The sequence below is a fragment of the Paenibacillus oleatilyticus genome (assembly GCF_018998565.1).
Lineage (GTDB): Bacteria > Bacillota > Bacilli > Paenibacillales > NBRC-103111 > Paenibacillus_G > Paenibacillus_G oleatilyticus.
On sequence record NZ_JAHNZO010000226.1, the window covers coordinates 1 to 269 of the forward strand.

General features: G+C 46.1%; 1 tRNA gene. It reads right to left on the bottom strand.

The features are described 5' to 3' along the window. Position 1: 1 nt before the first annotated feature. A tRNA-Asn gene (locus KQX66_RS37100) sits at positions 2-74 on the bottom strand. Between the last annotated feature and the right edge of the window lie 195 nt (positions 75-269).

Sequence of the window (269 nt, forward strand, 5' to 3'; positions counted from 1 at the left end):
GCTCCCCGAACAGGACTCGAACCTGTGACAACTCGATTAACAGTCGAGTGCTCTACCAACTGAGCTATCAGGGAATATATTCAAGGCTTGCACCCTGAAAACTGGATCGAAACAAAGTGTTCCGATATATCTTTTCTCGCTCCGTTGACTGCGCCAAAAGTCGCTTCTAAAAGATATATCTTCACTGGTAGTCAAACCTTAGTCGCTTCCGAAGAGAACTCCGGAAGACTTATTGGATAAGCCCTCGACCGATTAGTATTCGTCAGCTG